The 25,740-nt window shown below is 71.4% G+C and carries 29 protein-coding genes and 1 riboswitch; of the genes, 9 read left to right on the top strand and 20 right to left on the bottom strand.

Features of this window, described 5'->3' with window-relative positions; translation table 11 throughout:
- Positions 1-17 precede the first annotated feature (17 nt).
- Both Aut01nite_RS36380 and dxs read right to left on the bottom strand, forming a co-directional pair.
- A complete protein-coding gene (locus tag Aut01nite_RS36380; RefSeq protein ID WP_043528926.1) occupies positions 18-1,346 on the bottom strand; it encodes an outer membrane protein assembly factor BamB family protein in 1,329 nt (442 codons plus the stop codon).
- Between the two features lie 76 nt (positions 1,347-1,422).
- Positions 1,423-3,336, bottom strand: a complete 1,914-nt coding sequence (gene dxs / locus Aut01nite_RS36375) for a 1-deoxy-D-xylulose-5-phosphate synthase (RefSeq protein ID WP_043528925.1) — start codon at positions 3,334-3,336, stop codon at positions 1,423-1,425.
- Positions 3,337-3,477: 141 nt separating this feature from the next.
- Positions 3,478-3,562, top strand: a riboswitch (ZMP/ZTP riboswitch).
- Positions 3,563-3,576: 14 nt separating this feature from the next.
- Here dxs and Aut01nite_RS36370 point away from each other — a divergent pair.
- Positions 3,577-4,437: a bifunctional 5,10-methylenetetrahydrofolate dehydrogenase/5,10-methenyltetrahydrofolate cyclohydrolase gene (locus Aut01nite_RS36370; RefSeq protein ID WP_043528923.1), complete on the top strand. Its 861-nt coding sequence runs from the start codon at positions 3,577-3,579 to the stop codon at positions 4,435-4,437.
- Between the two features lie 525 nt (positions 4,438-4,962).
- Here Aut01nite_RS36370 and Aut01nite_RS36365 read toward each other — a convergent pair.
- Entirely contained in the window at positions 4,963-6,405 is a 1,443-nt protein-coding gene (locus Aut01nite_RS36365) for a class I SAM-dependent RNA methyltransferase (RefSeq protein ID WP_083999545.1), read from the bottom strand.
- The gene (locus Aut01nite_RS36360; protein ID WP_043528921.1) at positions 6,402-8,423 is read right to left on the bottom strand and encodes an APC family permease; all 2,022 of its coding nucleotides are present in this window, start codon (positions 8,421-8,423) and stop codon (positions 6,402-6,404) included. The genes Aut01nite_RS36365 and Aut01nite_RS36360 overlap by 4 nt, the downstream gene beginning before the upstream one ends.
- Before the next feature lie 113 nt (positions 8,424-8,536).
- On the opposite strand from Aut01nite_RS36360, the gene Aut01nite_RS36355 reads away from it, so the two are divergent.
- Complete coding sequence (locus Aut01nite_RS36355) at positions 8,537-9,202, top strand: potassium channel family protein (RefSeq protein WP_043528920.1); 666 nt, start codon at positions 8,537-8,539, stop codon at positions 9,200-9,202.
- 2 nt (positions 9,203-9,204) lie between these two features.
- Positions 9,205-9,885, top strand: coding sequence for a potassium channel family protein (locus tag Aut01nite_RS36350; protein WP_043528918.1), 681 nt, complete (start codon positions 9,205-9,207; stop codon positions 9,883-9,885).
- Here the strand turns inward: Aut01nite_RS36350 and Aut01nite_RS36345 are convergent.
- From Aut01nite_RS36345 to dut, 4 genes are all read right to left on the bottom strand, one after another.
- A complete protein-coding gene (locus tag Aut01nite_RS36345; RefSeq protein WP_083999543.1) occupies positions 9,853-10,659 on the bottom strand; it encodes a DUF3159 domain-containing protein in 807 nt (268 codons plus the stop codon). The genes Aut01nite_RS36350 and Aut01nite_RS36345 overlap by 33 nt on opposite strands.
- The gene (locus Aut01nite_RS36340; RefSeq protein ID WP_043528916.1) at positions 10,656-11,033 is read right to left on the bottom strand and encodes an OB-fold nucleic acid binding domain-containing protein; all 378 of its coding nucleotides are present in this window, start codon (positions 11,031-11,033) and stop codon (positions 10,656-10,658) included. Before Aut01nite_RS36340 ends, Aut01nite_RS36345 begins: the two co-directional genes overlap by 4 nt.
- 88 nt (positions 11,034-11,121) lie before the next feature.
- Positions 11,122-11,796, bottom strand: a complete 675-nt coding sequence (locus Aut01nite_RS36335) for a DUF3710 domain-containing protein (protein ID WP_083999541.1) — start codon at positions 11,794-11,796, stop codon at positions 11,122-11,124.
- A 31-nt stretch (positions 11,797-11,827) separates the two neighbouring features.
- Complete coding sequence (dut, locus tag Aut01nite_RS36330) at positions 11,828-12,280, bottom strand: dUTP diphosphatase (RefSeq protein ID WP_043528912.1); 453 nt, start codon at positions 12,278-12,280, stop codon at positions 11,828-11,830.
- Positions 12,281-12,373: 93 nt separating this feature from the next.
- Between dut and Aut01nite_RS36325 the strand changes: the two genes are divergently transcribed.
- Positions 12,374-12,874: a DUF3093 domain-containing protein gene (locus Aut01nite_RS36325; RefSeq protein WP_043528911.1), complete on the top strand. Its 501-nt coding sequence runs from the start codon at positions 12,374-12,376 to the stop codon at positions 12,872-12,874.
- Here Aut01nite_RS36325 and Aut01nite_RS36320 read toward each other — a convergent pair.
- Positions 12,837-13,628, bottom strand: a complete 792-nt coding sequence (locus Aut01nite_RS36320) for a hypothetical protein (RefSeq protein ID WP_083999539.1) — start codon at positions 13,626-13,628, stop codon at positions 12,837-12,839. The two genes, Aut01nite_RS36325 and Aut01nite_RS36320, sit on opposite strands and share 38 nt — an antisense overlap.
- 131 nt (positions 13,629-13,759) lie before the next feature.
- Positions 13,760-14,056, bottom strand: a complete 297-nt coding sequence (locus Aut01nite_RS36315) for a DUF4193 domain-containing protein (protein WP_014446959.1) — start codon at positions 14,054-14,056, stop codon at positions 13,760-13,762.
- 343 nt (positions 14,057-14,399) lie between these two features.
- Here Aut01nite_RS36315 and Aut01nite_RS36310 point away from each other — a divergent pair, with 343 nt between their 5' ends.
- The gene (locus Aut01nite_RS36310; protein ID WP_043528907.1) at positions 14,400-14,948 is read left to right on the top strand and encodes a LytR C-terminal domain-containing protein; all 549 of its coding nucleotides are present in this window, start codon (positions 14,400-14,402) and stop codon (positions 14,946-14,948) included.
- Between the two features lie 2 nt (positions 14,949-14,950).
- Here the strand turns inward: Aut01nite_RS36310 and Aut01nite_RS36305 are convergent, their stop codons facing one another.
- Positions 14,951-15,772, bottom strand: a complete 822-nt coding sequence (locus tag Aut01nite_RS36305; RefSeq protein ID WP_083999537.1) for an inositol monophosphatase family protein — start codon at positions 15,770-15,772, stop codon at positions 14,951-14,953.
- A gap of 255 nt (positions 15,773-16,027) precedes the next feature.
- Here Aut01nite_RS36305 and Aut01nite_RS36300 point away from each other — a divergent pair, with 255 nt between their 5' ends.
- Both Aut01nite_RS36300 and Aut01nite_RS36295 read left to right on the top strand, forming a co-directional pair.
- The gene (locus Aut01nite_RS36300) at positions 16,028-17,572 is read left to right on the top strand and encodes an RNA polymerase sigma factor (protein ID WP_043528952.1); all 1,545 of its coding nucleotides are present in this window, start codon (positions 16,028-16,030) and stop codon (positions 17,570-17,572) included.
- Positions 17,573-17,819: 247 nt separating this feature from the next.
- Positions 17,820-18,062, top strand: coding sequence for a DUF7455 domain-containing protein (locus tag Aut01nite_RS36295; RefSeq protein ID WP_043528951.1), 243 nt, complete (start codon positions 17,820-17,822; stop codon positions 18,060-18,062).
- A 170-nt stretch (positions 18,063-18,232) separates the two neighbouring features.
- Here Aut01nite_RS36295 and Aut01nite_RS36290 read toward each other — a convergent pair whose 3' ends face one another.
- From Aut01nite_RS36290 to Aut01nite_RS36270, 5 genes are all read right to left on the bottom strand, one after another.
- Positions 18,233-18,466, bottom strand: coding sequence for a helix-turn-helix transcriptional regulator (locus tag Aut01nite_RS36290; RefSeq protein WP_063958823.1), 234 nt, complete (start codon positions 18,464-18,466; stop codon positions 18,233-18,235).
- Entirely contained in the window at positions 18,466-18,963 is a 498-nt protein-coding gene (locus Aut01nite_RS36285; protein ID WP_043528903.1) for a Z-ring associated ZapG family protein, read from the bottom strand. Before Aut01nite_RS36285 ends, Aut01nite_RS36290 begins: the two co-directional genes overlap by 1 nt.
- An 89-nt stretch (positions 18,964-19,052) precedes the next feature.
- Entirely contained in the window at positions 19,053-20,783 is a 1,731-nt protein-coding gene (locus Aut01nite_RS36280; RefSeq protein ID WP_043528902.1) for a DEAD/DEAH box helicase, read from the bottom strand.
- A gap of 93 nt (positions 20,784-20,876) precedes the next feature.
- Positions 20,877-21,491 carry a trimeric intracellular cation channel family protein gene (locus tag Aut01nite_RS36275; RefSeq protein WP_043528900.1) on the bottom strand — a complete coding sequence of 205 codons (615 nt, stop codon included), beginning with the start codon at positions 21,489-21,491 and terminating at the stop codon, positions 20,877-20,879.
- A 7-nt stretch (positions 21,492-21,498) separates the two neighbouring features.
- Positions 21,499-21,723: a DUF3039 domain-containing protein gene (locus Aut01nite_RS36270; protein WP_043528899.1), complete on the bottom strand. Its 225-nt coding sequence runs from the start codon at positions 21,721-21,723 to the stop codon at positions 21,499-21,501.
- 128 nt (positions 21,724-21,851) lie between these two features.
- Here Aut01nite_RS36270 and Aut01nite_RS36265 point away from each other — a divergent pair, with 128 nt between their 5' ends.
- Positions 21,852-22,802 (top strand): pseudouridine-5'-phosphate glycosidase, encoded by a 951-nt coding sequence (locus Aut01nite_RS36265; protein WP_043528949.1) that lies wholly within the window; start codon positions 21,852-21,854, stop codon positions 22,800-22,802.
- 10 nt (positions 22,803-22,812) lie between these two features.
- Positions 22,813-23,697 (top strand): carbohydrate kinase family protein, encoded by an 885-nt coding sequence (locus Aut01nite_RS36260; RefSeq protein WP_043528897.1) that lies wholly within the window; start codon positions 22,813-22,815, stop codon positions 23,695-23,697.
- A 218-nt stretch (positions 23,698-23,915) separates the two neighbouring features.
- On the opposite strand, the gene Aut01nite_RS36255 is transcribed toward Aut01nite_RS36260, so the two are convergent.
- From Aut01nite_RS36255 to Aut01nite_RS36240, 4 genes are all read right to left on the bottom strand, one after another.
- On the bottom strand, positions 23,916-24,296 hold the full coding sequence (locus tag Aut01nite_RS36255; protein WP_043528895.1) for a DUF3099 domain-containing protein: 381 nt from the start codon (positions 24,294-24,296) through the stop codon (positions 23,916-23,918).
- A 66-nt stretch (positions 24,297-24,362) separates the two neighbouring features.
- Positions 24,363-24,941, bottom strand: a complete 579-nt coding sequence (locus Aut01nite_RS36250; RefSeq protein WP_043528894.1) for an HhH-GPD-type base excision DNA repair protein — start codon at positions 24,939-24,941, stop codon at positions 24,363-24,365.
- Positions 24,938-25,468: a GAF domain-containing protein gene (locus Aut01nite_RS36245; RefSeq protein ID WP_236642930.1), complete on the bottom strand. Its 531-nt coding sequence runs from the start codon at positions 25,466-25,468 to the stop codon at positions 24,938-24,940. Before Aut01nite_RS36245 ends, Aut01nite_RS36250 begins: the two co-directional genes overlap by 4 nt.
- Entirely contained in the window at positions 25,465-25,737 is a 273-nt protein-coding gene (locus Aut01nite_RS36240; protein ID WP_043528892.1) for a hypothetical protein, read from the bottom strand. The genes Aut01nite_RS36245 and Aut01nite_RS36240 overlap by 4 nt, the downstream gene beginning before the upstream one ends.
- Positions 25,738-25,740: the final 3 nt, after the last annotated feature.

The following is a 25,740-nucleotide window of genomic DNA, read 5'->3' as shown; positions in this document are numbered from 1 at the left end:
ACCCGCGGGCGGCCGGATCACCCGGCCGGGGCGCGGTACGCCCAGACGACCACCTCGCCGTAGACCGACCGGCAGATCAGCCGGGCCGGCACGGCCTGGCAGTCACCGGTGCCGGAAGGCAGGTCGGCGAGCGGGTGTGGCCGGGACATCCCGGGCGCCGCGACCGCGACCATGCTACGCGCCTCCGGGCCGCCGTCCCGGACGACCAGCAACCGGCCGGCGGCCGCGCTGCCGGAGACCGTGCGCCAGCCGGTCAGATCCACCAGCACCGCGCCGGTCGCCGGATCGACCAGGGCGGACGGCGCGGCGGGACCGTCCGCGTACGCCACCAGGTGCGCGCCGGCCGGCTCGACGCTGCGCCAGCCCGGCCGGTGCCAGAGCACGTCACCGGTCGCCGGGTCGATCACGCGGACCCCGTCCAGCCCGATCAGGCACGCCAGGCCGCCGCACGCCATGACCTCCCGGGCCGTCGGCGCCGGCACCGTCCAGCGCGGCCGCAGCGTCCGCGCGTCGTAGGCGGACAGCTCGATCCCGGACGGCCCCGGATGCCGCAGCAGCATCATCCCGCCGGCCGGCACCGTGTTCTCCGGCGCGTAGTCGGCGGCCGGAACCCGCCGTTCGGCCAGCAACGCGCCGCTCGCCACGTCGTACAGCCGGGCGATCGCATCGGCGTGCACCAGCACGATCCGGGCCTCGTCCGGCTCGTGCCCGGGCAACCCCAGCAGGACCGCGGTCGACGGGACCCACACCCGCCAGCGGGCCGCGCCGGACTCCGGATCGACGACCTCGACCGCCCGCTCCACCCGGCGGCCGGCGCCGGACGCGCTGCGCACCCCGTCGACGGCGACCATCAGGGTGTCCGCACCGCCGCCATCGGCGAACTGCAGCACGTTACGGTCGTTGCGCCAGCGGACCCGGCCGGTGGACAGGGCGACCGCGGTGGTGCCGGGCTCGACCCGCACCGGCGTCCAGGGGCGCAGCAGCACCACACCGCCGCCACCGGTCCGCAATCGGGACACCGGGATCCGCTGCTCCACCCGCCACTGCTGCGTGCCGGTCCGCAGATCGAACGAGGCGAGCTCGCCGGCCGCCTGGACGATCAACTGGTCGCCGTGGGTCACGAAGGGGTCGCCCGGGCCGATCGCGACCCGCAGCAGAACCTCCATCGGTGGGCCCGGCGGCGGCGCCGAGCCGGTGACGGCGAACAGCGACAACACCGCGAGGAGGGCCGGAGCCAGCCAGAGCGGCGTCGTGCGCCGCCCCGGCCGGTGGTAGGTCTCCGGCTCACCCCGGTCAAGACCCAGCTCGATGACGACGACGGGACCGTTCGCGGCGTCCGCACCCATCCATCAAAGGTAACGGTTCCGTAACGAACTTGCCCAGGTCGTCTTTTCGCAGCCGGCGCCGCCCTCGGTCAGGGCCTCAGACGCGGACCTCGCCCGCGTCCAGGCGCGAGATCGTCTCGGTCACCTCGCGAGCCACGTCCTGCGCGGTCAGGCCCAGCGCCGCCAGGATCTCCGCGCGGGTGCCGTGCGGGTGGAACCCGGCCGGCACACCGAAGTCACGCAGCGGCGTGGACACACCCGCGTCCCGCAGAGCCGCCGCCACCGCGTCACCGACACCGCCGGCCCGCACACCGTCCTCCAGCGTCACCACGAGCCGGTGCTGGGCGGCGAGGCCGGTCAGCTCGATCGGCACGGGACGGACCCAGCGGGGGTCGACGACGGTCACGCCGTACCCCTGCTCGGCGATCCGCTCCGCGGCCTCCAGGCCCAGCCCGGCGAACGAGCCGACCGCGACCAGCAGGATGTCCCGGCCCGCACCCTCCCGCAGCACGTCCACCTGGCCGACCCGGCGGATCGCCGGGGTGTCCGGCGCGACCTTGCCGGTCGGGAACCGCACGATCGTCGGCCCGTCCTCGACCGCGACCGCCTCGCGCAGCTCCTCACGCAGCGTCTCGGCGTCCCGCGGGGCGGCGATCCGCAGCCCCGGCACCACACCGAAGACGCTCATGTCCCACATGCCGTAGTGACTCGGCCCGTCCGGCCCGGTGATACCGGCCCGGTCCAGGACGAACGTCACCGGCAGCCCGTGCATCGCCACGTCCAGCAGGACCTGGTCGAAAGCCCGGTTCAGGAAGGTCGCGTAGACCGCGACGACCGGGTGCAACCCGCCCATCGCCAGACCCGCCGCGCTCGTCGCCGCATGCTGCTCGGCGATCCCCACGTCATAGGTGCGCTCGGGGTACTTCTTGGCCAGGGCGGCGATGCCGGTCGGCTCGGCCATCGCGGCGGTGATGCCCACGATGTCCGGCCGCTCGTCGGCGATCCGCACCAGCTCGTCGGCGAACACCTTCGTCCACTTCAGCGTCGGCGCGGCCAGCAGCTTGCCGGTCTCCACACTGAACGCGCTGCCCGGACCGTGCAGGCAGTCGGCCTCGTCCTGCTCGGCAGGCAGGAAGCCGTAGCCCTTGCGGGTCACCGCGTGCACGATGACCGGCGCCTCGAAACCCTTGGCCCGCCGCAGCGCCGACTCCATGGCCTGCTGGTCGTGACCGTCAACCGGCCCGATGTACTTCAGGCCGAGATCCTCGAACATCGGCTGCGGGCTGACCGCGTCCTTGATGCCCTTCTTCACCGCGTGCAGCACCTCGAACACCGGCTTGCCCACCACCGGCGTCTGGCCCAGCGCGTCCTTCACCAGGTCGAGCACCCGCTCGTAACCCGGGTTGAGGCGCAGCGTGGACAGGTGGTCGGCGAGACCGCCGATGGTCGGCGCATAGGACCGGCCGTTGTCGTTGACCACGATGACCAGCCGGTTGCGGGTCGCCGCGATGTTGTTGAGCGCCTCCCAGCACATGCCACCGGTCAGCGCGCCGTCGCCGACGACCGCGACCACGTGCCGGTCCTCACCGCGCAGCGCGTACGCCTTGGCGAGGCCGTCGGCGTAGGACAGGGCGGTGGAGGCGTGCGAATTCTCGATCAGGTCGTGCTCGCTCTCCGCCCGGCTCGGGTAGCCGGTGAGCCCCCCACGCTGCCGGAGCAGGTCGAACCCGTCCTGCCGGCCGGTGACGATCTTGTGCACGTACGCCTGGTGGCCGGTGTCGAAGAGGATCTTGTCGCGTGGGGAGTCGAAGACCCGGTGCAGCGCCAGGGTCATCTCGACCACGCCCAGGTTCGGCCCGAGGTGACCCCCGGTCCGGGACACCTTGGCCACCAGGAAGTCGCGGATCTCGGCCGCGAGCAGGGTCAGCTGCTCAGCGGTCAGTCGCTTCAGATCACCGGGATTGGTGATGCTGGACAGCAGGCCGGCCGGGGTCGAGGGGGAGTCGCTCATGAGGTGAGAGTCTATCCGTGCAGCGCACCGACGCGACGTGAGCGAACGGACCGTCACCAATCCTCCACACAATTGGAACATCCCCCTACCGGCGGATCTCCGGCCCCGGGTGGTCGGCCGGACCGGCCATCCGGCATCCTGGGAGGCACGCAGCGACTGGCGGCACAGGGATGGTCGAACCATCGGGGAGCTCGTCACATCGGAGTCGACCGCCTGGGCTCCGGCCGAGGAGAGATACGCATGTCATCGGCACGTCTTCTTCCCGGCGCGCCCGTCGCCGAGTCCGTTCTCGACGACGTCCGTGCCCGGGTCGCCGCCCTCAAAGCCCGCGGCATCCAGCCCAGTCTCGCCACCATCCTGGTCGGCGACGACGACGCCAGCGCCGGCTACATCCGGATCAAGCAGAAGCAGGCCGCCGAGCTCGGCTTCGCGTCCCCGCACGAGCACCTGAGCGGCGACGTCACCCAGGCCGACCTGCTCAAGGTCATCGCCGGTTACAACGACGACAAGTCCGTCCACGGCGTCCTCATCCAGTACCCGATCCCCGCCCACCTGGACTACGACGCCGCCCTGCAGACCCTCGACCCCGACAAGGACGTCGACGGCATGCACCCGCTCAACATGGGCCGCCTCGCCGTCGGCCTCCCCGGCCCGCTGCCCTGCACCCCCGCCGGCATCGAGGCGCTCCTCGCCTTCCACGGCATCGAGGTCTCCGGCCGTGAGGTCGTCATCCTCGGCCGCGGCGCCACCCTCGGCCGCCCCCTGGCGATGCTGCTGGCCCAGAAACGCCCCACCGCCAACGCCGCCGTCACCGTCGTGCACACCGGCGTCAAGGACTGGCCCCGCTACACCCAGCGCGCCGACATCCTGATCGCCGCCGCCGGCGTCCCCGGCATCGTCAAACCCGAACACGTCAAACCGGGCTCGGTCGTCATCGGCGCCGGCGTCCGTTACGAAGGCCGCCGCCTCCTCCCCGACGTCGACGAGACCTGCGCGGACGTGGCCGGCGCCATCACCCCGCGCGTCGGCGGCGTCGGCCCCACCACGGTCGCCATGCTGTTCCGCAACGCCGTCACCGCCGCGGAGCGCGCCAACCCCTGATCCCGGGGACGGTCGGACCCCCGCTCTCCGGCACGGCCACGCGGCGTCCCGTCGCTTCCCCGGACGGTTGGACCCGACCGAAACCGCTTTCCGGTACGGCCACGCGGCGTCCCGTCGCTTCCCCGCGACGTCGCCGCGGCTTCCCGCCGCAGCCCGTCCACCGGGTGGAGGCGCCCGGTCGCTGTTACCCCCCGGCTGGCTCTCAGTGCTGTCTCAAGTGTCTTGAGACAGCACTGAGAGCCAGCCGGGGGTAACCCGAGCCCCACGCATCCGGTTCCAGCAGGCTCGCGGGTCCGGTTCCAGCGGCCGCGGCTGGCGAGGTTCCAGCAGGCTCGCGGGTCCGGTTCCAGCCGGGCACGCGAGTCCGGTTCCAGCCGGGGCGGGCTGGCACGATTCCAGCGGGCCTGGCTGGCACGTCCAATCAGCGCCCCCGCAACAACGATGCCGACGAACCACAGCACCCGACGGGCAAGCAGCAGCCCACGGGCGAACAGCCGACGGAGAGCAGGAGCCGCTGGCGGCGGCTCAGGCGGGGACGAGCAGGGCCACGCATTCGACGTGCTGGGTCATGGGGAAGCAGTCGAAGGCGCGGAGCTGGACGACGCGCCAGCCGGCGGAGCGGAACGTCTTGAGGTCGCGGGCGAGAGCGGCGGGGTCGCAGGCCACGTAGGCGACGGCCCGGGGACGGGCGGCGGCGATCGCCTGCACCACGCGGGCGCCCGCGCCGGCCCGCGGCGGGTCCAGGACGACCAGGTCGACCGGGGCGGTGATCCGACGCCGGGTCAGGGCGACGTCGACGCGCGCCTGGACGATGTCGGTGTGCGGGAGATCGGCGAGGTTGGCCCGGGCGGCGGCCACACCGGTCGGGGAGGACTCGACCACGGTGACCCGGGCGCCGGTGCGGCCGGCGACGGCGGCGGCGAAGAGTCCCGCGCCCCCGTAGAGGTCCCACGCGGTCTCGCCCGGGGCCGGGCGCACCATGTCCAGGACGGCGCCCACCAGTGTGTCGGCGGCTGCCGGGTGCACCTGCCAGAAGCCTTCCGGCGGGATCCGCCAGGACCGGCCGGCGGCCTGCTCGGTGACTTCGGCCGGACCGGAGAGGTGGGTCGGCGCGCCTTCGCCGGCTGCTTCGGCGAGGTCGTCACCGGGGGCCGGGGCCGCTGTGCCGGACGGCCGCCCGAGCACCACGACGTCGCCGCCGGTGGAGGCGACCGCTTGCAGGGCGTCGACGTCCGGCCACTCGTGGGTGAGCACGTCGAGGCTCTGGATCCCCGGGTGCGCGATCAGGCAACGGTCGATCGGCACCACCTGGTGGGATCGGTGCTGCAGGAGCCCGGGGCGCCCGGCGGCGTCGACGGCGTACCGGATCCGGCTTCGCCAGCCCAGCAGCCTCGCCTCGTCGCCGGCCGGCTCGGCTGCCGCGCCGTTCTCCGGGACGGGGGTGCTCGGCGGGGCTTCGAGGAACCGCGGGCCGGCGGGACGGGACAGCGTCGGCGGGAGCGGCTCGACGCGTACGAAAATCTGGTCCTGCTCTTCGGGGGTGAGACCTGCCAGACGGGTGAGCTGTTCCCGGACCACCGCGGTCTTCCAGCGGAGCTGGGCGTCGCCGGAGGCGTGCTGGAGGTCGCAGCCGCCGCAGCCGCCGGGATGGGCGTACGGGCAGGGTGGGGTGACCCGGTCCGGGGAGGCCTCATGGATCTCCACGGCGTCGGCGCGCAGGTAGCCGCGGTGGATCTCGGTGATCTCGGCGGTGATCCGTTCGCCGGGCAGCGCGTGCCGGACGAAGACCACCCGGCCGTGTGGGCCGCCGATCCGGGCCACGCAGTGGCCCCCGTGCGCGGGCGCGCCCACGGTGACCTCGACCCGGTCGCCTTCGATCGGGTCAGCGTCGTGATCCGCGACGGTCGCGGAGAGCCCGGCGGCCCGCGAGGGAGTTCCGGTGGAGGTGGAGGTGGATCGGTCGGTCATGGCTGTTCCCCGTCGTCGGCGCCGTGGGCTCGGGGGCCGCGGGCGGGCGCGCGACTGAGCCCACGGTCCATCCGGTCGAGGTCGCGGTCCTGGCTGGAGCGCAGCTGCCAGGGCACGCTGGTGACCATGACGCCGGGCTCGAAGAGCAGCCGGCCCTTGATGCGCAGGGCGCTCTGGTTGTGCAGCAGGTTCTCCCACCAGCGGCCGACCACGTATTCGGGCACGAAGACGGTCACCACGTCGCGGGGTGAGCTGCGGCGCACGCTCTTGACGAAGTCGATGATCGGGCGGCTGATCTCCCGGTACGGCGAGTCGACCACGGTGAGTGGCACCGGGAGCTGGCGGCGTTCCCATTCGGTCTGGATGGTGCGGGTGTCGTTGTCGTCGACGTTCACGGTGACGGCGGTGAGCGTGTCCGGCCGGGTGGCCTGGGCGTAGGCGAGGGCGCGCAGGGTCGGCTGGTGCACCTTGCTGACGAGGACGACGGCGTGGTTGCGGGACGGCAGGATGGGCCGTTCGTCGGTGGGTTTGAGCTCCTCGGCGACGCGCGTGTAGTGCCGGTGGATGGCCACCATCAGGCCGTAGATGACGATCATGGCGGCGATCGCGATCCAGGCGCCGAGCATGAACTTGGTGATCAGCACGACGATCAGGACGGCGCCGGTGAGCACCATGCCGAACGCGTTGATCGCCCGGGAGCGGAGCATCCTCTTGCGGCGTTCCGGGTCGCGCTGGGTGCGCAGCAGCCGGTTCCAGTGCCGGATCATGCCGGCCTGCGACAGCGTGAACGACACGAAGACGCCCACGATGTAGAGCTGGATGAGCCGGGTCACCTCGGCCTCGAAGGCCACGATCAGCACCATCGCGGCGACGGCGAGGAAGACGATGCCGTTGCTGAACGCGAGCCGGTCGCCGCGGGTGTGGAACTGGCGGGGCAGGTACCGGTCCTGGGCCAGGATCGAGCCGAGCACCGGGAAACCGTTGAAGGCGGTGTTCGCGGCCAGGAACAGGATCAGCGCGGTGACCGCGCCGACCACGTAGAGCAGGATCGACCCGCTGCCGAAGACGGTCTCGGCGAGCTGGGTGGTGACCGTCTTCTGGACGTACCCCTCGGAGGCGGCGTTCGGGACGATCTGCAGCATCGGGTTCTCGACGAACTTCAGGTGGGTGGCCTGGGCCAGCATGATGATGCCGTAGAGCATGACCAGCGACAGGCCGCCGAGCAGCATCAGCGTGGTCGCCGCGTTCTTGCTCTTCGGCTTCTTGAAGGCGGGCACCCCGTTGGAGATCGCCTCGACGCCGGTCAGCGCGGCGCAACCGGACGAGAACGTCCGCAGGAGCAGGAACGCGAACGCGAACTGACTGAGATGATCCTCCTCGGCGACGATCGTCAGGCCGGCGCTGGGCGCCTGGAGATCCTGGCCGAGGATGAAGACGCGGAACAGGCCGGTCATGATCATGCCGAGGATGACCACGATGAACAGGTAGGTGGGGACCGCGAAGGCGATCCCGGACTCCCGTAGGCCACGCAGGTTCACCGCGCTGAGCAGGATGATCGCGACGATCGCGATGGGCACCTTGTGGGTGGCCACCCAGGGGACGACCGAGCCGAGGTTGCTGACCCCGGAGGAGATCGACACCGCGACCGTGAGGATGTAGTCGACGAGCAGCGCGCTCGCCACGCCGAGTCCGGCCTTCGGCCCGAGGTTGACCGTGGCCACCTCGTAGTCGCCGCCGCCGGACGGGTAGGCATGCACGTTCTGCCGGTAGCTGGCGACCACCGTCACCATCACCACCGCGACCGCGAGCGTCACCCAGGGCGAATACACGTAGGCGGCCGCGCCGGCGATCGAGAGCGTCAACAGGATCTCGTCGGGCGCGTACGCCACGCTGGAGAGCGCGTCGCTCGCGAAGACCGGCAGCGCGATCCGCTTGGGCAGCAGCGTGTGCTGCAGCTTGTCGGATCGGAACGGCCGGCCGAGAAGCAGCCGTTTGGCTAGAGAGGTGGTACTTGCCACGAGTGCCAAGCGTACGGGCGGGCCTTTCGGCGTGTGGTCCGCCCCGGACAGCGCCCTCGCGGGAGGCATGGCAGGCTCACACTGGTCCGTACAGATTCGGGAGGGCACGAACCGTGCACGTGGTCATCATGGGATGCGGCCGGCTCGGTTCGACGCTGGCGCAGAGGCTCGACGCCCAGGGGCACCAGGTCGCCGTGATCGACCGGGACCCGGACGCGTTCCGCCGTCTCGGCGACGGTTTCGGCGGGGTCACGGTGAGCGGGATCGGGTTCGACCGGGACACCCTGCGCGCCGCCGGCATCGAGCGGGCCGACGCGTTCGCCGCCGTGTCCAGCGGTGACAACTCCAACATCATCTCGGCGCGGCTGGCGCGGGAGACGTTCGGCGTGTCGCGGGTGGTGGCCCGGATCTACGACTCCCGCCGCGCCCAGGTCTACGAGCGGCTGGGCATCCCGACGATCGCGACGATCCGGTGGGCGTCCGAGCGGATGTACCGGTTCCTGGTGCCGGACGAGCGGGTCGAGGTCTTCCGGGACCCGACGAGCGTGGTCAGCATCGTGGAGACGCCGCTGCACCGCGACTGGATCGGCCGGACCGTGAAGTCCCTGGAGGACCGGACCGGCGCCCGGGTCGCCTACCTGGCCCGTTTCGGCATGGGCACCCTGACCCAACCGTCGATCGTCCTGCAGGACGGCGACCAGGTCTACATGCTGGTCACCGACGACATCGTGGACCAGGTGCTGGACATCGCCCAGGGCGCCGACAAGGAAGGGAACTAGGCGTGCGCATCGCCATCGCGGGAGCCGGCAACGTGGGCCGGTCGATCGCCCAGGAGCTGATCGGCAACGGGCACGACGTCATGCTGATCGAGCGGCACCCGCGGCAGCTGTGCCCGGAGCGGGTGCCGGAGGCGCGCTGGATCCTGGCCGACGCCTGCGAGCTGAGCAGCCTGGAGGAGGCCGACCTGGCCGGCTGTGACGTGGTGATCGCGGCGACCGGCGACGACAAGGCCAACCTGGTGGTGTCGCTGCTGGCCAAGACCGAGTTCGCGGTGGGCCGGGTGGTGGCCCGGGTGAACCGCGCGGAGAACGAGTGGCTGTTCACCGAGCAGTGGGGTGTCGACGTCGCGGTGAGCAAGCCCCGCCTGATGGCCGCCCTGGTGGAGGAGGCGGTGACGGTCGGCGACCTGGTCCGGCTGATGACCTTCCGGCAGGGCGAGGCCAACCTGGTGGAGATCACCCTGCCGAAGGACGCGCCGTACGAGGGCAAGCCGGTCCGCTCGGTGCCGATGCCGCGGGACTCCGCCCTGGTCGCCATCCTGCGCGGCAAGCGGGTGCTGGTGCCGACCCCGGACGATCCGCTCGAGGCCGGCGACGAACTGATCTTCGTGTGCACGGCCGAGGTCGAGGACCAGGTCCGCGCGGTGGTGCTAGGCGACCGCGGTCTCCCGCCGCTGGGCTGACGTCACCCGGTGGATCGCCCACACGGTGAAGGCGAAGGTGGCGGCGTAGATCGGCCAGCTGACCAGGATGCGGACGATGCCGATGGCGTTCGCCTCGCCGAGCCAGTACAGGTACGCCTGGATGCCGGCGCGGACGCTCAGCGAGACGGCCCAGAGCACCGTCAGCCACTGGAAGGTCCGGAACAGCGGGGCGTTGGCGAACCAGTCCTGCTTGCCCTTGTTCGCCATGATGCCCCAGGCGTAACCGATCAGCGGTTTCCGGAACGCCACCGACACCAGCAGCGCCGCGGCCTGGCCGAAGGTCAGCAGGATGCCGGGCAGGTAGAAGTTCTTCGCGTCGCCGGTCCGCCAGGCCAGCCAGGCGCCGAGGGCGATGCCGAACAGGCCGTTGACCGCGTGCCGGACCGGCTGCCGTCGGGCGAGCCGGACACCGCCGATGGCCAGCGCCGAGCCGACCGAGCCGATGATCGCCCAGAGCAGCGCGTCGCGTTTCTCCAGGCCCGCCACCGACTCGCCGAGCAGCACGTTGAGCAGCACGAACGCGAGCACGGGCACGCTCGACTCGATCAGGCCGCGAACACCGCCGAGTTGTTCGGCGATCTGCTCGCTCATCGAGGGGAGAGGCTCCTCCTCGACCTTCTGCAGATCGTGTTCCGCGATGATCTCCTCAGCGATCTCCTCGGCGATCTTCTCCTCGGCCGAACCGAACATCTCGGAGAGCTGCTCCTCGGCCGACTCGTGCGCGGCGTGGCGCGGCTCGCTTCCGGATGTCACCGGGGCGCCTCCAGCTCGTAGTAAGGGTTGTAGATCACCTTGCGATCGTCGCGGACCGCGATCCGGCCCCGCGCGGTGAGCTGACGCCCGGGCTCGATGCCGGCGATAGACCGGCGCCCGAGGAAGACCAGCGTGACCACGTCACTGCCGTCGTAGAGGTCGGCCTCCAGCGTCGGCAGGTTGGTGCGAGGAGTGTACGCCACCGTACGCAACCGACCGGACACCGAAACGATCTGGCCCCGCCGGCACTCCCCCGCCGGGACGGCGCCGCACTTGGCGCTGTCCCGCTGAAGCTCCTCCGCGTCCAGCTCCGAGTCGGTGGCGGTGAGCCGGCTCAGGAACCGGCGCAGGCCGGTCCGCTCTTCGATCGTCATGACTTCGCTGTCACCCTTCGTCGACGTGACGCAGTGTGCGCGTGTGCATGACCACCACGCTACGCCCGAATACCGGCGGTGATCCACCTCACCCGGGCTGGCCGCCGTCGGCCGCCTGCTGCGCCGCCGCCTGGCCCTGCTCGGCCATCTCCTTCGGCAGTTGCAGCGGCAGCGGCTCCCGCACCGGGCGGGGCTCGTTGTCCCGGACCACGACCAGGCCGGACAGCACGTCGCCGAGGACACCCTCACGACCCGGCTCGGCGGCGGCCGCGCCCTGGTAGAGCGCCCGGACCATCCAGCGCGGCCCGTCCACCCCGACGAACCGCACGTCCGCCGGGCCGTCCGGGGTGTTCACCCGGGCCAGCAGCTCGACGCCGTATCTGCCGTCCACCTCGCGGGCGACGACACCGTCGGCGGCCATCGCCCCGGCGATCTCCTCGCGGATCTCCGGCCAGATCGGCTCGGTCCGCGGGGCGGCGAAGACACCCAGCTGCAGGGCGCTCTCCCCGTCGACCAGGACGACCTGCTCGACACCGCCGTCCGGGTTGGCCTGGACCCGCACCTCGACGCCCTCGATCGCCGGGATCTGGAGGCTGCCGAGGTCGAGCCGTTGCACCCCGGCCGGGGCGTACTTGGCGTCCCACGGGCCGAACTCGGGGGCCGCCGCCTCGCCGTCGGAGGCGAGGCTGTCGGCGAGCGCCTTGGTGGGCGGCGCGTCGGCCGCACGAACGTGCTTCGCGGCACCGCGCTTACGGGAGAACATCACTGCCAGCCTTTCCTAGTGTCAACGAGCTCTACAGGGCCTGGTGGCCACCGGTCGAACCGTGTCCGCCCGAGCCGCGCGCGGTGTCGTCGAGGGCGTCCACGGCGTGGAACACCGCCCGCTCCACCCGCTGGATCACGAGCTGGGCGATCCGGTCGCCGCGGGAGATCTTGACGGTGTTCTCCCGATCGTGGTTGATCAGGTTCACCAGGATCTCACCGCGGTAACCGGCGTCGACCGTACCGGGCGCGTTGAGGACCGTCACCCCCAGCCGAGCGGCCAGCCCGGAGCGCGGGTGGACGAGTCCCACGAAGCCGTCCGGCAGGGCGATCGCGACCCCGGTGCGGACCTTCGCCCGGGCGCCCGGCGCGATCTCCGCCTCCTCGGCGGCGACCAGGTCGGCCCCGGCGTCACCGGGGTGCGCGTAGGCCGGCAGGGGCAGATCAGCGTCGAGGCGGAGAACCTGGACGTTCACGTCGGTCACGGGGGCGTTCCTCACTGGCGCGGGCACTGTGGGCGGCAACTACCCTGCCATCCTGCCGCGCCCCGCCACGGAGGCGCGCCGTACTCTTCGAGGGTGACACCCGAGTCCCCGGCCCGCACGGTGGCGGCCCATCAGGAACGGATCGGCGTCCCGTGGTGGGCCTGGCCGGCCTCGCTCGGGGCGGGCGCGATCCTCGCCACCGAGCTGATGCTGGGCCTGCCCGAGCTGCCCGTCTGGGCGCCGTACGCGGTGCTGCTGCCGTTGAGCGTCCTGCTGCCCGCCCTGCTCGGCCGCTGGCGGGTGGAGGTCACCCCGGACGAGTTCCGGGTCGACGACGCCCGGCTGCCCGTCGAGTTCGTCTCCGGCGTGGTGGCCCTCGACGCGGCCGGCAAGCGAGAGGTGCTGGGCGTCGGCGCGCACCCGCTGGCCTTCGTGGTGCAGCGGGCCTGGGTCGGCACGGCGGTGCAGGTGCTGCTCGACGACCCCGCCGATCCCACGCCGTACTGGGTGGTGAGCACCCGGCGGCCGGTCGAGCTGGCCACCGCCCTGCTGGAGGTCAGCCGGCGGGCTCGCGCCGAGCGGCCGGCCCGCTGATCGCCTTCTTGCGCAGATCCTCGTTGACCTTGTCGCCGACCGTGCGGGTGGCCCGCCGGTTGAGGTAACCGGCCACCGCCGCGCCGGTGAGCATCGGCCCGAACGTGGTCAGGTTGCGGCCGAACCGCTTCAGCAGTGATCTCTGCAGCTCCTTGCGGGACGCCGTGCCGAGCACCGCGACACCGACCCCGGGCACCATCGGGTTCACCCCGCGCCGGCCGGACCAGGCCTCGACCAGTTTCAGGGCGCGTTCGGGCACACCGCCGGTGATCGGGTGGCCGTACAGCTCGTGCAGCTCGCCGATCAACTTGATCTCGATCGCCACCACGGCGACCGTCTCGGCGGCCAGCAGCACGGGCGCGGAGAGCAGGGTCGGGGTCGCCACCCACTCCAGCGAGGCGATCCCGCCGCCGGCCGCGCCCACCCCGGCCGTGGACCGGGCGGCGTTGCGGATCAGGCGCTCCGCCAGCGCCTCGTCGTCCATCTCCGGGAAATGCCGGCGCAGCGTCTCCCGGTCCCGGACCGGGACGTGCGGGGCCACGTCGGTGACCAGATCGGTGATCCAGCGCAGCGCGGTCGCCGGCCGGAACATCCGGCCGAGATCACGCCGGCCGACCTGCCCGGCGAGCCGGCCGATGAGGCGCCGGCGGCCGCCGGGTTCCAGATCGTCCGCGGTGAGGGCGGCAACGAGCTCGACCTCGGTGCCGGGCTCGGTCTCGGATCCGGGCTCGGTCACGCGATCCGGCTGGCTCATCGTCGTCCTTCCCGTCGTCGTCACCGGCCATATGTGCCCGGTGACGCCCCCGGGTCAAACCCCCGTGAACGCCGTACGCCCGACCGCGGAGTCCGCGATCGGGTGGTGACGCGCGCTGCGCGCGAGTGCGCTCAGGCGCACTCGCGGCAGATCAGCTCCCCGTTGCGTTCCGTCGCCAGCTGGCTCCGGTGGTGCACGAGGAAACAGCGGGAGCAGCGGAACTCGTCGGTCTGCATCGGCAGCACCTTGACGGTGAGCTCCTCGTCGGCGAGGTCGGCGCCGGGCAGCTCGAAGCTCTCCGCCACCTCGACCTCGTCGACGTCCACCGCGCCCGACTGAGAGTCGGCGCGACGGGCCTTGAGCTCCTCGAGGCTGTCCTCGCCGAGGTCGACCTCATCGCGACGCGGGGCGTCGTAGTCGGTGGCCATCGGTTCTCACTCTCCTGTATCGATGTGTCACTTGGCGTTTGTAACGCCTGTGACAGGCTTTCGGTTCCCGGTTCCGCTGGACGATTTCTGACACCTTCGGCACCAGAAACGGCCCTGGCGGGCGCGGAACCTTACCGCTGTCGCGGCAGGCTTGTACGCGCTCCGGCCGCACATTGTTCCCGATGTGACCGAGGCGACATCAAAGTAGGGGCACCAAGCTCTGGATCATCGTCAACGCGCCGGAACCATTCCCTGTTTCCGCACCCCTGGCGGACAGACGCTAACCTCTCGACAGGTCCGGGCACCTCACCCGGGTCCGCCGTTCGATCCTGGAGCCAGCCCCATGAGCTTTGCCCGCGTCCGAGCGCTAGTCGTCGTCGGCGTGCTCGCCGTGGCCGCGGTGGTCTTCGTCGTCGTCGCCCTCTTCCGGGACACGCAGCGTGGAGCCACGAACGGCGCCGACTGCCCGGCCGGGGCGCCGCTCGCCGACATCCGCCTCCCGGAGGACCCGGTCGAGGTCACCGTCAAGGTATACAACGGGACGAGCCGAAGTGGCCTTGCCGAGCAGGTTACCGACGAGTTCAAGAATCGGCGGTTCACCACGCAGGCGCCCGGCAAGAGCAAGACCAAGTTCGACGGGGTGGCCGAGATCCGGTTCGGGCCGGAGACCGCCGGCAAGGCGCAGCTGCTCCGGGCGTACTTCCTCGCCCAGTCGAGGATGGTCTACAACGCCAAGCGCAAGGGCCAGGTCATCGACATCATCATCGGCGACCAGTTCCAGCAGCTGGCCACCACGACCGAGGTCAACCAGTCGCTGGGCGCGGTCGGCGAGCCGACCCTGCCGCCGGGCGCCTGCCTGATGCCGGTCGAGCCCAGCAAGGACACCGAGTAACCTCACGGACCGCCCGCCGCGTCCAGCTCCGCCAGCGCGGCGTGCAGGGCCGGGAACAGCGCCGGCGGGGCCGCGACCAGCATGTCGCGGCCGGCCGGCGCCCCGTCGAGGCCGCTGACGATCAGGCCTGCCTCGGCCGCGATCAGGCCACCCGCCGCGTGGTCCCACAGATTCAGGCCCTTCTCGAAGTACGCGTCCAGCGAACCCTCCGCGGCCAGGCACAGGTCCAGGGCCGCCGCGCCGAACCTGCGGATGTCACGCACCCGGGTGATCAACCGGGCCAGCACCGTCCCCTGATGGGCCCTGCGCCGCGCGTCGTAGCCGAACCCCGTACCGACCAGGGCCTGGTCCAGCGTGGTCCGTACGGAGCCGCTGAGCCGCCGCCCGGCCCGCCACGCCCCGCCGCCGCGGGTGGCCGTCCACTCGTCGCCGGTGGCCGCGTTGATCACCACTCCGGCGATCACCTCGCCGTCCCGCTCCGCGGCCAGGGAGACCGCGTACTGCGGCAGGCCGTAAAGGTAGTTCACCGTGCCGTCGATCGGGTCGAGGATCCACCGGACCGCGCCGGGGGCCACCTCCGCCGAGTCGCCGTACTCCTCGCCGAGCACGCCGTCGCCGGGCCGCTCCGCCGCCAGCGCCCGCACCACCTGCCGCTCGACCGCCTTGTCCGCCGCCGTCACCACGTCGGTGTCGGTGCTCTTGGTCTCGACGTCGCCGATCGCCTCGTCACGCATGCGCCGGGCCGTGGCGGCCGCCTCGCGCGCCACGCGGACGGCGATCTCCAGCAACTCGCCGGGTGTCGATACCACCGGAATCTCGCTCACCTTTGGGTCCTTTCCGCCGATAGCATTCTCGCGTCAGGCGCTTCCGACGAGGTCGTCGGGCCCCGGCGGCGTGCTGTGGTCGGAGGATCTCGGTGAGCGGCGCTACAATTCATCCCTGCCCACGCTTCACGGACACCGACCACCGGGACGGTTCGTGACCCGGGGGTCCCCAAAACCGACTCCGGCGACAGTCGCCCCCGCGTGCTGCGCTGGACCGTGGCCGTGCCCAATCTCATCGCCTCCGGAAGGTCATTCGTGACAGAAGCCCACCAGAACGGTGCCGACGTTCGCTCTCTCACCGAGGCCTTGATCACCCATGCCCAGGGCGCGGGCGGGCAGCTCACATCGGCTCAGGTCGCGCACACGCTCGAGTCCGCCGCGGTGAACCCGGCACAGGCCAAGAAGATCCTGCGCGGGCTGGTGGACGCCGGCATCACGGTCGTCGTCGACGGCTCGGCGAGCACCCGGCGGCCCAAGGTGGCGGCCGCCCGCTCCACCACACCGGCGTCCCGGGCGACCACCGCCAAGACCGCGCCCGCCAAGAAGGCGGCGCCCGCACCCAAGCAGGCCTCGCCGGCCGGCGGCGACGCCACGCCGGCGCGCAAGGCGGCTCCGGTCCGCAAGGCCGCCGCCGCCACCAAGGCCGTCCCGGCGAAGAAGGCCACCGGCCCGGCGAAGCCCGGCGAGGAGGGTCCCGGCGAGGAGATCGATCCCGAGGAGCTCGCCGCCGCTGTCGAGGACGTGGTGATCGAGGAGCCGCCGGCCCTGGTCGCGGCCGCCGCCACCGACGCCGCCAGTTCGGCCACCGACGGCGACTTCGAGTGGGACGACGAGGAGTCCGAGGCGCTCAAGCAGGCCCGCCGGGACGCCGAGCTGACCGCCTCCGCCGACTCGGTCCGCGCGTACCTCAAGCAGATCGGCAAGGTTCCGCTGCTCAACGCGGAGCAGGAGGTCGAGCTCGCCAAGCGGATCGAGGCCGGCCTCTACGCCGCCGAGCGGCTGCGTGCCGCCGAGGACGGCGAGGAGATGCTCGAGCGCAACTTCGAGCGCGACCTCAAGTGGATCAACCGGGACGGCGAGCGGGCCAAGAACCACCTGCTCGAGGCCAACCTGCGGCTCGTGGTCTCGCTGGCCAAGCGGTACACCGGACGTGGCATGGCCTTCCTCGACCTGATCCAGGAGGGTAACCTCGGCCTGATCCGCGCGGTCGAGAAGTTCGACTACACCAAGGGCTACAAGTTCTCCACGTACGCCACCTGGTGGATCCGCCAGGCCATCACCCGGGCGATGGCCGACCAGGCCCGCACCATCCGCATACCGGTGCACATGGTCGAGGTCATCAACAAGCTCGGCCGTATCCAGCGCGAGCTGCTCCAGGACCTGGGCCGTGAGCCCACCCCGGAGGAGCTGGCCAAGGAGATGGACATCACGCCGGAGAAGGTGCTGGAGATCCAGCAGTACGCGCGTGAGCCGATCTCGCTGGACCAGACGATCGGCGACGAGGGCGACAGCCAGCTCGGTGACTTCATCGAGGACTCCGAGGCGGTCGTCGCTGTCGACGCGGTCTCCTTCTCGTTGCTGCAGGACCAGCTCCAGCAGGTGCTGCAGACGCTCTCCGAGCGGGAGGCGGGTGTGGTCCGGCTGCGATTCGGCCTGACCGACGGCCAGCCGCGCACGCTGGACGAGATCGGCCAGGTCTACGGGGTCACCCGTGAGCGGATCCGGCAGATCGAGTCCAAGACGATGTCGAAGTTGCGTCACCCGTCCCGGTCGCAGGTTCTCCGCGACTACCTCGACTGAGACGTTTGGTCAACTTTACGTGTCCCAATGGTCACCACCCGTATATCAACGGGTGGTGATCAGACCGTTGTGCAGAAGTGATCGTTGACGTGGCACCCTTGGATCACGGCACACTAGCCAGAACGAACGGTGTGACCTCGGTCCCCCCGGGGCACATTGGGAAGGCTGCAACGTTGCAGGGTGTTGCACGATGTGTGAGCAGTAGCCGAGGAACATGTTCATCGGTGACGAACAGAGGAGGAAGGCGATGACCCCGACCCTCACGCCGCCGGCCGGAAGTGTGGCCGGCCCCGCAGCCGATGAACGGTGCGACCGCTGCAATGCAGCCGGGAAGCTCCGTTTGACCCTGGCGGGTGGCAGTGAACTGGTTTTCTGTGGCCACCACGCCAACCGGTACGCCCCGGACTTGGTGAAGATCGCGGTGCAGTTCAAGGCCGATCCCGAGTTCACCTGGCGCGGCGCGGACATGATGTCGAACTCCAGCAACTGAGGTCTGTTCGCGACCTGCCTCGAGTTCGCTCGTCGTAGGTCGGCAGCGGCGGTCTCCACCGCCGCGAACAGACTCACCAGCCAGCCGGCAGCGGCCCCCAACGACGAGACCTTGACAAGAAAGGGCGCTCCCCCTGCAGGGAGCGCCCTTTCTGCCGTCCTGGAAGGCCGCTAGCCGTCCCAGAGCGCCTCGACGGTGGTCCCCAGAGCCCGGGCCACTTTGATGGCCAGATAGACCGAGGGGGCGTAGTCGCCCGTCTCCATCGCGATGACGGTCTGCCGGCTCACCTGAACCTCGGCGGCCATGGTCTGCTGGGTGAGTCCGGCGGCCTTGCGCGCCTCCCGGATGCGGGTCCCGATCGCGTCGCTCGCCTCGGCGGATCGCACCGGGCCTGCCGGGGCCATCAGTCCTCGTCCCCGACGAGGACGGCGTCCCGGCGGCGCAGCCGGCGGGTGTGGACGGCCTGGACCACCGCGCCGACAGCCAGGCCGATCAGGGCGCCGATCAGCGCGGAACGCCAGGCGTTCGACTCGGGATAGACGCGGTAGAGGAAGCCGACTCCGAACACCAGGTAGGGCAGGCCCATCAGCGCGGAGACGATCAGGCGCTTGCGGCTCCACACCCGCGGCATGGTGTCCACCCGCTTGGCCTCCACGTAGACGGAGCAGAGGGTGACCGGCACGAGGAAGACGGCCAGCAGGACGAGCAGCGACCAGGCGACCGGCGCGCCGACCGCCCAGACGAGGGCGGCGGCCACCCACGGAACGGTGATCATCTGTACCTGGGCCATGGTGGTGGAGCCCTCGTACCACCGGAAGCGCTCGCGCTCGTCGCGGCCGTAGAGGTCACCGTCGAAGTCGAGGTTCCACCGAACGAATCGATCCATCAGCGTCGTCGTCATGCATCCATCATGATGTTAAGCCGACTTGACGTCAAGAGTTCTTAACGTCAAGTCGGCTTAACTTTTTGCGACCATGCCGACGGTGCGGGTCAGAGGGTCTGGATCGTGGCGATCCGCTCCTCCAACTGCTCGATCGTCGCCTGCGCGCTGGGCGGTCCGCCGCAGATCCGGCGGAGCTCCGCGTGGATCTTCCCGTGCGGCAGGTTGGTCCGGTGGTGATGTGCCGCCACCAGGGTGTTCAGCTGCCGGCGCAGGCTGTTGCGCCGCTCCCCCGCGCTCATCGGCACGACCGGCTCACGGACCACCGGCTCCGCGGTCTTCACCTGCTCGGCCTGCTGCCGCTTCTGCGCCGCCATCTGCTCGGCCTGCCGCTTGTTCAGCAGCGTGGTCACCTCCTCCGGGGTGAGCAGACCGGGCAGGCCCAGATAGTCGGCCTCCTCGGGAGTGCCGGTCCGGGCCGCCATGCCGAACGAGGTGCCGTCGTAGATGACCTGGTCCAGCTCGGCGACCGCGGACAGGGCCTCGAACTTCTTGTCCAGGTCCCCGAGCGCGTCCTCGGCCTTCTGAGCGCGCTCCAGAGCCGTGTCGTCGAGGCCGTCCTTCTCCTTCGGCGCGCCCAGCACGTGATTGCGCTGAGCCTCCATCTCGCTGGCCAGCCCGAGCAGGTGCGGGACGCTCGGCAGGAACACCGTGGCGGTCTCGCCCTCGCGCCGGGCCCGCACGAACCGGCCGATCGCCTGCGCGAAGTAGAGCGGGGTGGAGGCGCTGGTGGCGTAGACACCGACGGCCAGACGGGGGATGTCGACACCCTCGGACACCATCCGGACCGCGACCATCCAGCGTTTCTCCGACGCGGCGAACTCGGCGATCCGGCCGGAGGCGCCCTCGTCGTCGGAGAGCACGATGGTCGCCGGCTCACCGGTGATCTCGTGCAACAGCTTCGCGTACGCCCGGGCGGCCTGCTGATCGCTGGCGATGACCAGACCGCCCGCGTCCGGCATGCCGTGCTCGCGGATCTTGGTGAGCCGGGCGTCGGCGGCCCGCATCACCTGCGGCATCCAGTCGCCCCGGTGATCGAGGGCGGTCCGCCACGCCTGCGCGACCAGATCCTTGGTCATCGGCTCGCCCAGCCGGGCGGCCAGCTCGTCACCGGCGTTGGTGCGCCAGCGGGTCTCCCCCGAGTACGCCATGAACAGCACCGGCCGCACGACCCGGTCCCGGAGGGCGTCGGCGTACCCGTACACCGAATCGGCTTTCGATCTCTGGATGCCGTCGCCGCCGCGCTCGTAGCTCACGAACGGGATCGGGTTCTCGTCGGATCGGAACGGGGTGCCGGTGAGCAGCAGGCGGCGCACGGCCGGCTCGAAGGCGTCCTTGACCCCGTCACCCCACGTCCGGGAGTCACCCGCGTGGTGGATCTCGTCGAGGATCACGAAGGTCCGGCGGGTCAGGGTGCGCCGCTTGTGCACGGCCGGCGCCATGCCGACCTGGGCGTAGGTCAGCACCGCCCCGTGGAAGTCACGCGACGAGTGCACGTCCGAGTTGCGGAACTTCGGGTCGAGCTGGATGCCGACCCGGGCCGCCGCGAGGGACCACTGGGTCTTGAGGTGCTCCGTCGGGCAGACCACGGTGACCGCGTCACAGGTGCCGTCGACGAGCATCTCGGCGGCGATCCGGAGCGCGAACGTGGTCTTCCCGGCGCCGGGCGTCGCCACGGCCATGAAGTCCTCGGAACGGCGTCGCAGGTACGTCACCATCGCCTTCCGCTGCCAGTCCCGCAGCGGCGGAAAGATCTCCAAATTCGGCAAAGGCGGGCTCAAGCTGCCGTAATCCCTTCGTCCATGGAAAAACCTCCGCGATCACGGCGCGGAGGCGGCTCCCAGCATAGCGGGAGGACGGTTGCGGAACCGGTGCTACGGCACGGCCACCGGAGCCGACCAGCGGCGGTAGAGGGCCAGCAGCCGCACGCCGGTGATCAAGGTCGCGGCGATCGTCAGCGGGACCAGGCCGGTCAGCGACAACCGGTGCAGGACGGCCACCAGCACGGCGCCGAGCAGCGCCGCCATCGCATAGATCTCCCGTTGCAGAACCGCCGGGATCTCGCCGGTGAGCAGATCGCGGGCCAGGCCGCCGCCGATCGCCGTGAGCATGCCCACCAGGCAGGCGCCGACCGCCGGCACGCCGGCGTCGAGCGCCTTGAGCGTGCCGGTCACGGTGAACAGGCCCAGGCCGGCGGCGTCCAGCACCAGCACGACACGGCGCATCCGGTGCAGCGCCGGGTGCAGCCAGAAGACGGCGACCGAGGCGGCCACGGCGGTCACCGCGTACCGCCAGTCGGCGAACGCCAGCGGGGGCACCGCGCCGATCACCACGTCCCGCATGATGCCGCCGCCGAGCGCGGCCGTGAAGCCGGCAAACGCGACACCGAACAGGTCGAGCCGCTTCGCGACGCCGGCCGAGGCGCCGGACGCGGCGAACACCGCCACACCGATCAGGTCCGCGACGAGCAGCAGATATCCGCCCGTCACGCCGAGATCAGGCCTTCATGGCTTCGTAGATCTCCTTGCACTGCGGGCACACCGGTGAGCCTTTCTTCGGCGTCTTCGTCACCGGGAAGGTCTCGCCGCAGAGTGCGATCACGTGCGTGCCCATGACCGCGCTCTCGGCGATCTTCTCCTTGCGCACGTAGTGGAACATCTCGGGACCGGTGTCGGCATCCTTGGTCTCCGGACGCTCCAGGATCTGGGTGCTCACGGTTATCTGCCCTTCAGGAAAAATGACGAAGCTCCAGCCGCCAAGTCTGACACCTCGCGGCGGGCCGGTCCAACGACAACGCTGCCGGTAAGAGCCCTGCGACAGGGCCGCAAGATCGACGTACGGTGGCGGGTGTGACTGATTTCTCGATTCGATTCGGCGAGCACGTCGCCCGGGCGCGCCGTGACGGCCGTCCGGTCGTGGCCCTGGAGAGCACGATCATCTCGCACGGCCTGCCGCACCCCGACAACATCCGGGTGGCCCGGGAGATCGAGCAGGCCGTCCGGGACAACGGCGCCGTGCCCGCGACCATCGGCATGATCGACGGCGAGGTGATCGTCGGCCTGTCGGACGCGCAGGTCGAGCGTCTCGCCTCGGCGCAGTCGGTGGCCAAGCTCTCGGTCCGGGACCTGGCGATCGCCGCGGCCCGGCGCGCCGACGGGGCCACCACGGTCGCGGCCACCAGCGCGATCGCCGCGGCCGCCGGGATCGGCGTGTTCGCGACCGGCGGGCTGGGCGGGGTGCACCGGGAAGCGAACGTCACCTACGACGAGTCCGCCGACCTGACCGCGCTGGCCCGTACCCCCATCGTGGTGGTCTGCGCCGGGGTCAAGTCGATCCTGGACGTGGGCGCCACGCTGGAGCGGCTGGAGACCCTGGGCGTGCCGGTGGCCGGGTACCGTACCCGGCGCTTCCCCGGCTTCTTCATCACCGACGGCGGGTTCGACATCGACTGGGCGCTGGACTCCCCCGAACAGGTGGCCGACTTCATCCGGGCCCGCGCCGGCCAGGGCGTCTCCGAGAGCGCGCTGGTGCTGGCCAACCCGCTGCCCGCCGACGAGCAGCTCGACCCGGGACTGCACGACCGCACCCTGGCGACCGGGCTGAACCTGCTGGCCGAACAGAACATCACCGGCAAGGCGGTCACCCCGTTCCTGCTCGGCCACTTCCACGCCAGCACCGAGGGCCGGAGCCTGCAGGTCAACATCCGGATCATCCTGCGCAACGCCGCCCTGGCCGCGAAGATCGCCGCGGCCGTGGACAGCGGGTCGGCGGCCCCGGTCGGCTTCGCCGTCCCGGCGTGACGGCCCGGTCATGATCATCGTCGTCGGCGACCTGGTCACCGACGTCCTGGTCGAGCACGACGGCCCGGTGCGGGCCGGCTCCGACACGGACGCCGTGATCCGGGTCGCCGGTGGTGGCCAGGCCGCGAACACCGCGGCCTGGCTGGCCCGCGCCGGGCACGCGGTCACCCTGGTCGCGGCGGTCGGCGACGACCGGGCCGGCCGGGACCGGGTGACCGAACTGGAGGCCGCCGGGGTGCACTGCGCGATACAGGCGCACCCGGGCGTGTCGACCGGCAGCGTGGTGGTGCTCACCGGCGCCACCGAACGCACCATGATCACCGATCGGGGCGCGTCCCTGCGGCTCGCGCCGGACCACGTCACCGCGGCGATCACGGCCGTGCCGCCCGGTTCCCACCTGCACCTGTCCGGGTACCCGCTGCTGCACGCCGGTTCCCGTCCCGCGGGCCTGGCGGCCCTCACGGCCGCCGCCGATCAGGGACTCACGGTGAGCGTCGACGCGGCGTCCGCGGCCCCCCTACGGTCTGCCGGGCCCGCGGATTTCCTGGCCTGGGTACGGGGAACCGACCTGCTCCTGTGCAACGCCGACGAAGCCGACGTGCTGGCCGGACCCGGCAGCGCCACCGACCAGGCGGGGCGGCTGACCGCGCACGTACGCAATGCGGTGGTCAAACAGGGCGCCGCCGGCGCCGTCTGGGCCGGCCCGGACGGCGTGGCACATCTCGCGGCCCGGGCCGTGCCGGTGGTGGACCCGACCGGCGCGGGCGACGCGTTCGCGGCGGGACTGCTCGGCGCATGGCTCGCCGGGGCGGATCCGGAGACGGCGCTGCGGGCCGGCGGCATGCTGGGGGCGGAGGCGGTCTCCCGGGTCGGCGCCCGGCCCGTACCGCTCTGATCGCCCGCGTGGGCCGTCACAGCGGACCGTCACAGCGGACCGTCACACCGGGCAGTTCACACCGCAGCGCGCCCCACGCACAGCCCGGCCTACACAGAGCCCGGCCGACGCACAGAGCCCACCCTCCACTGGGGGATCCCCCGCTGGACAGTGTGGCGGAGATTGCGGGTGTCTGCCGGCCGGGCTGTGGACAACGCGGCGCTGTGGACGACGCCCGTTCAGTCGGTCCGGCCGCGGGCCTCGTCGACCACCTCGGAGTCGATGGTGATGTAGTCGGGTTCCTCGCGTGGCTGCTCCAGGGCCCGGCGGACGTCTTCGCGGGCCGCGGCGTCGGCGGCCCGTTCGGCTTTCGTCTTGGGTGGGCGGTCGTTGGCGATGAGGACCGCCATCCACGGCAGCAGCACCATGCCGAGCGCGCACAGGCTCAGCCAGATCGGCAGCAGGGGCACTTCGGCGCTGATCAGGATGCCGCCGAGGATCAGGCAGCCGGCCCGCACCGACATCATGGTCACGTAGCGGATCTGCCGGCCGCGTAGCTGATCATCCTGGCTGCGAGCCGCGTCGGTGATCAACACCGGGCGCTCCGGTTGTTTCTTCACGCGAGGACTCCGATCGACCCCGCCATCCTCGCACCGGACGGGCCGTTCCGCCCAGCCGGGCGGGATCTACGCCTCTTTCGCCGCTCTGGCCGCGGCTTTGGCTTCCTTCTTGTAGGCGCGGACCTTACCCAGCGACTCGGCGTCGACGATGTCGGCGACGGATCGGTAGGAACCCTCCTCGCCGTATCCGCCGGCGGCCTCCCGCCAGCCCTCGGGCCGTACGTCGTAGAGCTTGCCGAGCAGCGCCACGAAGATCTGCGCCTTCTGCTTGCCGAACCCGGGCAGCGCGAGGATGCGCCGGTAGAGTTCGGCGCCGGTCTTCGCGTCCCACCAGAGGTTGGCGGGGTCGCCGTCGTACTCGTCGGCGATGATCCGGCAGACCTCCTGGGCCCGCACCGCCATGGCTTTCGGGAAGCGGTGCAGGGCGGGCGGCTCGGCGAAGATCGCGATCAGCCGCTCCTGGTCGAAGTCGGCGATCTCGGTGGCGGTGGGCTCGTGCCCGAGCCGCTGGGCGAGCACCCACGGCGAGGTGAACGCCTTCTCCAGGGTGATCTGCTGGTCCAGCACGATGCCGAGGGTCACCGCCAGCGGGTCGCGGTTGAGCAGGTCGTTGGCTTCGGTCGGCACCGGCAGGGAGAACGTCACGGCATCATGATGTCAGGTTCGGCGTCGGCCTCGATCCGGCGGACCGCCTCGTCGGCGAGGCTCTGCAGTTCGCCGAGTTGCCCGGGGGCGAAGTCCCGGGGCCGCACGTCCAGCGCGCACAGCCCGCCGAGGACCAGGCCGTCGCTGGTGATCAGGGGCGCCGCGATGTACGACCGCACCCCCTCGACCGTGACCAGCGGATTGGTCCGGAACCTCGGGTCCTCGGTGAAGTCGTTGACGTGCCAGGCGGCCCGGGTGTGCAGCATCGGGAGGCAGAACGCCCACTCGATCGGGGTGCCGCCGGCCTCGCCGATCCACGCCGGGATCGGGCCACGGCCGGCGAGGAAGACCTGGGCGCCGTTGAGCAGGACGGTGACGACGGCGAACGGGGTCTCGATCCGCTCCGCCGCCGCCTCGACGATCTCGGTCAGGTAGGGCCGCTCGGCCGGCCGGTCGACGCCGATCCGGGCCAGGTCCCGCAGCCGCTGCCGATCACGCAGTTCGGGGTAGTCCATGTCCAGGCTCACGCTTTGACCGTCCGTGCCAGAGCCTCATAGGTGATGATGCGCACCTTGAGGGATCGGCCGGCGACCCGGCTGAGCTCACCGACCTCCATCACGTGTTCGGCGACCCGGCGCAGGTCGGCCGGTGTGGCGATCGGCCGCCGCAGTCCGAGCGCCTGCACGGACAGGGTCCATAGGCCCTCGGCCATCTGCGGCCCGACCAGGTCCGCCAGGGCCTTGACGGCGTCCTGCTCGGTGGGCTGGTCGTTGCCGTAATTCTCGATGCGGGCCATGGC

Source organism: Actinoplanes utahensis (assembly GCF_016862455.1).
Taxonomy (GTDB): domain Bacteria; phylum Actinomycetota; class Actinomycetes; order Mycobacteriales; family Micromonosporaceae; genus Actinoplanes; species Actinoplanes utahensis.
This window is presented reverse-complemented; position numbering and strand designations above follow the sequence as displayed.

Excerpts from the sequence above, each read along its gene's own strand:
- Aut01nite_RS36380 (WP_043528926.1), bottom strand. The coding sequence starts at position 1,346 with ATGGGTGCGGACGCCGCGAACGGTCCCGTCGTCGTCATCGAGCTGGGT.
- dxs (WP_043528925.1), bottom strand. The coding sequence starts at position 3,336 with ATGAGCGACTCCCCCTCGACCCCGGCCGGCCTGCTGTCCAGCATCACC.
- Aut01nite_RS36370 (WP_043528923.1), top strand. The coding sequence starts at position 3,577 with ATGTCATCGGCACGTCTTCTTCCCGGCGCGCCCGTCGCCGAGTCCGTT.
- Aut01nite_RS36365 (WP_083999545.1), bottom strand. The coding sequence starts at position 6,405 with ATGACCGACCGATCCACCTCCACCTCCACCGGAACTCCCTCGCGGGCC.
- Aut01nite_RS36340 (WP_043528916.1), bottom strand. The coding sequence starts at position 11,033 with ATGACGATCGAAGAGCGGACCGGCCTGCGCCGGTTCCTGAGCCGGCTC.
- Aut01nite_RS36335 (WP_083999541.1), bottom strand. The coding sequence starts at position 11,796 with ATGTTCTCCCGTAAGCGCGGTGCCGCGAAGCACGTTCGTGCGGCCGAC.
- Aut01nite_RS36320 (WP_083999539.1), bottom strand. The coding sequence starts at position 13,628 with ATGAGCCAGCCGGATCGCGTGACCGAGCCCGGATCCGAGACCGAGCCC.
- Aut01nite_RS36315 (WP_014446959.1), bottom strand. The coding sequence starts at position 14,056 with ATGGCCACCGACTACGACGCCCCGCGTCGCGATGAGGTCGACCTCGGC.
- Aut01nite_RS36310 (WP_043528907.1), top strand. The coding sequence starts at position 14,400 with ATGAGCTTTGCCCGCGTCCGAGCGCTAGTCGTCGTCGGCGTGCTCGCC.
- Aut01nite_RS36295 (WP_043528951.1), top strand. The coding sequence starts at position 17,820 with ATGACCCCGACCCTCACGCCGCCGGCCGGAAGTGTGGCCGGCCCCGCA.
- Aut01nite_RS36290 (WP_063958823.1), bottom strand. The coding sequence starts at position 18,466 with ATGGCCCCGGCAGGCCCGGTGCGATCCGCCGAGGCGAGCGACGCGATC.
- Aut01nite_RS36285 (WP_043528903.1), bottom strand. The coding sequence starts at position 18,963 with ATGACGACGACGCTGATGGATCGATTCGTTCGGTGGAACCTCGACTTC.
- Aut01nite_RS36260 (WP_043528897.1), top strand. The coding sequence starts at position 22,813 with ATGATCATCGTCGTCGGCGACCTGGTCACCGACGTCCTGGTCGAGCAC.
- Aut01nite_RS36240 (WP_043528892.1), bottom strand. The coding sequence starts at position 25,737 with ATGGCCCGCATCGAGAATTACGGCAACGACCAGCCCACCGAGCAGGAC.